The sequence below is a fragment of the Ralstonia sp. UBA689 genome, from assembly GCF_002298975.1.
Classification (GTDB): Bacteria; Pseudomonadota; Gammaproteobacteria; order Burkholderiales; family Burkholderiaceae; genus Ralstonia.
Genome location: NZ_DBMV01000020.1, coordinates 21,448 through 27,665 on the forward strand (window position 1 = coordinate 21,448; position 6,218 = coordinate 27,665).

The 6,218-nt window shown below is 63.9% G+C and carries 6 protein-coding genes; 4 read left to right on the forward strand and 2 right to left on the reverse strand.

The window, feature by feature from the left end; translation table 11 throughout:
• Window positions 1–38: 38 nt before the first annotated feature.
• Both rsxB and nth read left to right on the forward strand, forming a co-directional pair.
• Window positions 39–869, forward strand: a complete 831-nt coding sequence (rsxB, locus tag B4F51_RS08740; RefSeq protein ID WP_296224796.1) for an electron transport complex subunit RsxB — start codon at window positions 39–41, stop codon at window positions 867–869.
• 11 nt (window positions 870–880) lie between these two features.
• Window positions 881–1,525, forward strand: coding sequence for an endonuclease III (nth, locus tag B4F51_RS08745; protein ID WP_296224798.1), 645 nt, complete (start codon window positions 881–883; stop codon window positions 1,523–1,525).
• 60 nt (window positions 1,526–1,585) lie between these two features.
• Here nth and B4F51_RS08750 read toward each other — a convergent pair whose 3' ends face one another.
• Complete coding sequence (locus B4F51_RS08750) at window positions 1,586–2,173, reverse strand: malonic semialdehyde reductase (protein ID WP_296224800.1); 588 nt, start codon at window positions 2,171–2,173, stop codon at window positions 1,586–1,588.
• A gap of 609 nt (window positions 2,174–2,782) precedes the next feature.
• On the opposite strand from B4F51_RS08750, the gene B4F51_RS08760 reads away from it, so the two are divergent.
• Window positions 2,783–4,588: a S10 family peptidase gene (locus B4F51_RS08760; RefSeq protein WP_414706720.1), complete on the forward strand. Its 1,806-nt coding sequence runs from the start codon at window positions 2,783–2,785 to the stop codon at window positions 4,586–4,588.
• A gap of 84 nt (window positions 4,589–4,672) precedes the next feature.
• Here the strand turns inward: B4F51_RS08760 and B4F51_RS08765 are convergent, their stop codons facing one another.
• Window positions 4,673–5,608: a DMT family transporter gene (locus B4F51_RS08765; RefSeq protein WP_296224802.1), complete on the reverse strand. Its 936-nt coding sequence runs from the start codon at window positions 5,606–5,608 to the stop codon at window positions 4,673–4,675.
• Between the two features lie 115 nt (window positions 5,609–5,723).
• Here B4F51_RS08765 and B4F51_RS08770 point away from each other — a divergent pair, with 115 nt between their 5' ends.
• Window positions 5,724–6,158, forward strand: coding sequence for a DUF1841 family protein (locus B4F51_RS08770; RefSeq protein WP_296224804.1), 435 nt, complete (start codon window positions 5,724–5,726; stop codon window positions 6,156–6,158).
• Window positions 6,159–6,218: the final 60 nt, after the last annotated feature.

Below are 6,218 nucleotides of genomic sequence, written 5' to 3' on the forward strand. Positions count from 1 at the left end.
GGCGATAATGGCAAGCTATTCAAACGACAAGTCCCATCGTGGTTTCCCTGGCCCCGTCTTTGGCCGATCAGCTGGCCGACCGGCTCGAACGTCTCCTGCCGCAGACGCAATGCACCAAGTGCGGCTACAACGGCTGCCGCCCCTACGCCGAAGCCATGGCGAACGGCGAAGCGCTGCCCAACCGATGCCCGCCGGGCGGTATGGAGGGCATCCGCCGCCTGTCCGAGGCGCTCGGCCGCACGGGCGAACTGCTGCCGCTGGACCCGGCCAACGGCGTCGAGCAACCGCGCGCAGTGGCCGTCATCGACCCGGAACGCTGCATCGGCTGCACGCTGTGCATCCAGGCGTGCCCGGTCGACGCCATCGCCGGTGCGCCCAAGGCGATGCATGTGGTACTGGAAGACTGGTGCACCGGCTGCGACCTGTGCGTGCCGCCCTGCCCCGTCGATTGCATCGACATGGTCCCCATCAGCGGCGAGCGCACCGGGTGGGACGCCTGGAGCCAATCGCAGGCTGATCTCGCCCGCGACCGCTACGTCTTCCGCAACGAACGCCTCAAGCGCGAACAGGCCGAAAACGAGGCCCGCCTGGCCGCCAAGGCCGCCGCCAAGCTGGCGGCCGTGAGCGCCGAGCAACCGGCCGATGACGCTGAACGTGCCGCGCAAGAACGCAAGAAAGCGATCATCGCCGCCGCCATCGAGCGTGCGCGCCAGAAGCAGGCCGAGATGGCAGCGCGCGGTCAAGGCCCGCGCAATGTGACCAATGTGTCAGCCGACGTGCAGGCCCAGATTGATGAAGCCGAAGCCCGCCGCAAGCGCATCGCCGACATGAGCAAGCCCCCTGCCGGCAACGACAAGCCTCGCCACTGACCCGCCCGACGATGAATCCCGCCCGCCGCCGCGCCATTTTCGAAACCCTGCGCGAGAACAATCCGACGCCGACCACCGAGCTGGAATACACCACACCGTTCGAGCTGCTGATCGCGGTGTTGCTCTCTGCGCAGGCGACCGACGTGGGCGTGAACAAGGCCACGCGCAAGCTGTTTCCCGTGGCCGATACACCGGCCAAGATGCTGGCGCTGGGCGAGGAAGGGATCACCGAGTACATCAAGACCATCGGCCTGTACCGCACCAAGTGCAAGCACATCCTGCAGACCTGCCGCATCCTGCTCGACCAGTACGGCGGCCAAGTGCCGCGTGACCGCACCGCGCTGGAAGCGCTGCCGGGCGTGGGCCGCAAAACGGCCAACGTGGTGATGAACACGGCCTTCGGCGAGCCGACCATTGCCGTCGACACGCACATCTTCCGCGTAGCCAACCGCACGGGGCTGGCGCCGGGCAAGAATGTGCTGGAAGTGGAGCTGAAACTGCTGAAGGTGGTGCCGGAGGAATTCCGCCAGGATGCACACCACTGGCTGATCCTGCACGGGCGCTACGTGTGCAAGGCGCGCAAGCCCGAGTGCTGGCATTGCGCCATCGAGCCGCTGTGTGAATTCAGGCCGAAGACGCCCGCGCCGAAGGAATGAAAAACGGGGACCGCAGTGTCTGACGCGAGTCCCCGTTTTCTTTGCGCGACCGATGGTGAATCAAACGATCTTGCACGCCTCTTCGAACGACAGGCGCGGGTTGCGCGGGTGCAGCTTCTCGGCGTCGCCGTAGCCGATGTTCATGATGAAGTTGACCTTCCACTGGCCATCGGGGAAGAACGTTTCGTTCACCTTGTCGGCGTCGAAGCCGGCCATCGGGCCGCAGTCCAGGCCCAGGGCACGCGCAGCAAGCACCAGATAGCCGCCCTGCAGCGAGCCGTTCATCAGCGCGGCCGCATTGATCTTGGCCTGGTCACCGGCGTACCACGAACGCGCGTCGACGTGCGGGAACAGCTTGGGCAATTGCTCGTGGAACTGCGTGTCATACGCCACGATGACGGTTACCGGCGCCTGGCGCGTCTTCTCCTGGTTGCCAGCCGACATGCAAGGGATGAGGCGTGCCTTCTCGGCCGCGCTTTTGACGAAGACAAAGCGCGCCGGCGTGCTGTTGGCGGCAGTCGGGCCGTACTTCACCGTGTCATACAAGGTATGCAGCAGCTCGTCATCGACCGGCTTGTCCAGCCACACGTTGTGGGTGCGGGCCTCGTGAAACAGTTGGTCCAGCACGGACGGTTCAAGCATGGGCATTGCTACGTGCTCCAGAAAAAAGTCGAGAGGCGCATTGTAATGCGCCTCTCCCCGTCCTCGCGCCTGCCCTCGATGCCCAAGGGGGCATCGGCATGTCGCCCGCCGACCTCGCAAGATGGCCGGAATCGCATGTCTTTTTTGTATTTAATCGCGCCCGCACCAGATATCACCACACCGACGCTGTCATTTTTACCAGTCAACCGCGTGCGACGGAAAACAGACCTTTACAACGGTTTTCTTACGAACTACTTTTTCGTTCGTCATTGAATAACAGCAGGGATGGGCATACCGGATTCGCGCTTCGATTGATAAGAAGCGCGTGGCCGCATTCGCATCTACGTTTTTGCACGGCTGACGCCAGATTTGCGCAAACGCCCTGCCACCTTGATCCCAGCGCTGTACTTAATTTTTGAAACCCGACGGGTTTCAGGGGCTTGTTTTTCCAAATGAAAACAAATTGAATTCATTCCCCTAGCAAGGACGGGAAATCCGAATATCCGCTTTGCGCAAGATAGAAATCACAAAACGCAACCCGGATATGGAGCCCCACTTAAAACTTACCCGTTTTAAGTGATGGCGTTCATCACCCTGAAAAAGGCCATTATCGCCATGAAGAAATCCAGGTTATCGACCAGTGATTTTGCAGGATTGCCCAGAACCCTCGGCGCATCGCTCGCGGCGGCGGCATTGTCTGCCGTGATGCTGGCCGGTTGCGGCGGCAGCGACTCATCCGCCACAGCCAGCCCCAGCGGCGTCGCGAGCAATGCCGGCAGCACGACAACGCAGCCGGTGACCGCGGCGACCCCGCCCGATCAGCCATACGTGGACCCCAACGTCTACGGCACCGGCCCCAACGACGCCCTCTCCGCCGACCCAGGCGAAAGCGCAGCCATCACCCACCGCACGGTGAGCATCGGCGGCCAGAGCATCGCCTACACAGCCACCGCCGGCCACCTGACGACCATCGACCCCATCACGTCGAAGTCCAACGCGACAATGTTCTACGTGGCCTACACGCAGGACAATCCCGATCCATCCAAGCCGCGGCCGGTGACGTTCTTCTATAACGGCGGACCGGGCTCGTCGTCGGTCTTCCTGCTGCTCGGCTCGTTCGGGCCGAAACGCCTGCAGTCGTCGTTCCCGAACTTCACGCCGCCCGCACCGTACAAGCTGCCCGACAACCCGGACAGCCTGCTCGACCGCTCCGACCTCGTGTTCATCAACCCGGTCGGCACCGGTTATTCGGCGGCCATCTCCCCGGCCAAAAACAAGGATTTCTGGGGCACCGATCAGGACGCGCACTCGATCGACCGCTTCATCCAGCGTTACCTGACCAAGTACTCACGCTGGAACTCGCCGAAATTCCTGTTCGGCGAGTCGTACGGCACGGCACGCAGTGCGGTGCTGTCGTGGATGCTGCATGAGGACGGCATCGAGCTGAACGGGATCACGCTGCAGTCGTCGATCCTCGACTACGCGAATGCGCTCTCGGCCATCGGCACGTTCCCGACGCTGGCTGCGGACGCGTGGTACTGGAAGAAGACGACTGTCAATCCGCCGCCGACCGACCTCGACAGCTACATGGTCCAGGCACGCAACTACGCGGACAACACGCTGACGCCGCTCGCGCAGGCGCCCAACCCGCAGGACGGCGGCTTCGTCAACGTGCGGTTGAACCTGAATCTGTCGGCTGCGCAGCAGATGGGTTCGTACATCGGCACCGATCCGGTCTCGCTGATCCAGACGTTCGGCAACCCGGCTGCGCTGGGCAACGTCCCGTCGCAGAACAACAACCCGCCGTACACGTTCTTCCTGACGTTGAATCCGGGCATCCAGATCGGCCAGTATGACGGCCGGGCGAACTACACGGGTCAGGGCATCGCGCCGTTCATCCTGCCGAACTCGGGCAGCAACGATCCGTCGATCTCCAACATCGGCGGCGCGTACACGGTGCTGTGGAACAGCTACCTGAACACCCAGCTCAAGTACACGTCGACGTCGTCGTTCATGGACTTGAACGACCAGGTGTTCAATAACTGGGATTTCAGCCACATCGACCCGACGGGCGCCAACAGAGGCGGCGGCAACACGCTGTACACGGCCGGCGATCTCGCCTCGACGATGAGCCTGAACCCGGACCTGAAGGTGCTGTCGGCCAACGGCTACTTCGATGCGGTCACGCCGTTCCACCAGACCGAGCTGACGCTGGCGCAGATGCCACTCGATCCGACGATCAAGGCGAAGAACCTGACGATCAAGAATTACCCGTCGGGCCACATGATCTACCTGAACGATGCGTCTCGCACTGCGCTCAAGGGCGATCTCGCCTCGTTCTACGACGGCGTGATGGCCAACCGCGCGGCCCTGATGCGGGTGCAGAGCCTGCAACGCCTGCCGGAGGGCCAGAAGAGGTAATCTGCCGGAAACGTAAAACAAACTGCCCGGTCATGCCGGGCAGTTTTCATTTTGGGGCCGCCGTGTCAGGGCTCTATCCTAGGTTCAGGCCATGTCTTCCGCGCGATGCCCTGTGGGCCGCGCATCGGCGCGCGTAAGCCACAACACACCGGCCAGGATCAACGCCCCACCGGCCATCTGCATGGGCGCAATCGACTCGCCCAGCAGCAATGCCGCCAGCAGCACGGTCACCACCGGCTCCAGCGTGGAGAGCATCGACGCCTGCGCCGCGCCCAGCTTTTGCAAGCCAGCAAAGAACGTGAGAATCGCCACCACCGTCGACAGCCCGGCAATCGCCAACGCCGCGGCCCATCCGCCGAAGGTACCGGGCAGGTGCGCAGGCGCGCCGCCAAGCGCCATGCCCGTGTACACAACGGCCGCCGCCGTACAGATGACCGTCGTGCAGGCCAGCGGATCAAGTCCGCGCGTCACGCGCGCCCCTACGGTGATATAGACCGAGTAGATCGCCGCCGACGCCACGCCCAGCGCAATGCCGAGCAGGCTGCCGCCGGACAGCCCCGCGCCGCCCACCGTCAGCCCGGCGCCCACCGAGCACAGCACCAATGCAATGATGGCCGCCGTGGTCAACCGCTCGCGCAGGAACACCGCCGCCAGCACTGTCACGAACATCGGGTACAGGTACAACAGCAGCGCCACCAGGCTGGCCGGCGCATAGTTCAACGCCGTGAAGAAGGTGAACGACTGGCCCGCATAGCCAATGCCGCCCATCGCCGCCAGCCCCGCCACGCGCGACCACGGCGGCATGCCGATGCGGCGCAGGCGCATCACCATCATGAGCGCGATCGCAGCGATGACAAACCGCACCATCAGCAGCCCCACCACGTTGGCGCCGCTGGCATAGGCGTAATGCGTAAAGATGGCCATCGCCCCGAACGACGCGGCGGACACGGCGATCAGCAGCACGCCGAGCAGCTTGTCGGCTGCGCGCGCAGCGAGGGTGGAATTAGCGTTTTGTCTCATGGCGTGCGGCGTTCTTGGTCTTTCGCCGTCTGGGGGTACGGGGCGCCATTGTAGCGTTGGCGCCGCCTGGAACCGCCCGGCGCTGCCTGCGGCCGGCCGGTACAATACCGGGATCATGTTCAATCCCACCCGCGACGAAGTCCGCCAGTTCTTCTGTGGCGCCTGGCGCAAGCACCGCCAGGCAGAAATCCTCACGCCGCTCGAAGCCATGGCGGTCGACTGGATGCAGCAGCATCCCGAATACCACGACACCCTGGACGCCGGCGACGAAGCGCTCGCCCGCGACTACACGCCCGAAAGCGGCCAGAGCAACCCATTCCTGCATCTGTCCATGCACCTGTCGATCAGCGAGCAGGTGTCGGTGGACCAGCCACGCGGTATCCGTGCCGCCTATGAGGCGCTGGCCCAGCGGCTCGATTCACCGCACGAGGCGCAGCACCACGTGATGGAATGCCTCGGCCAGATGCTGTGGACGGCCCAGCGCACCGGCCTGCCGCCCGATGGCGAGGCGTATATCGAATGCGTGCGCAAGCGCGCCACCGCCCGCTGAATCGGCCCGCCATCCGCCCAACAAAAAACCGCTCCGAAGAGCTAATGCCGTTCAGTTAAG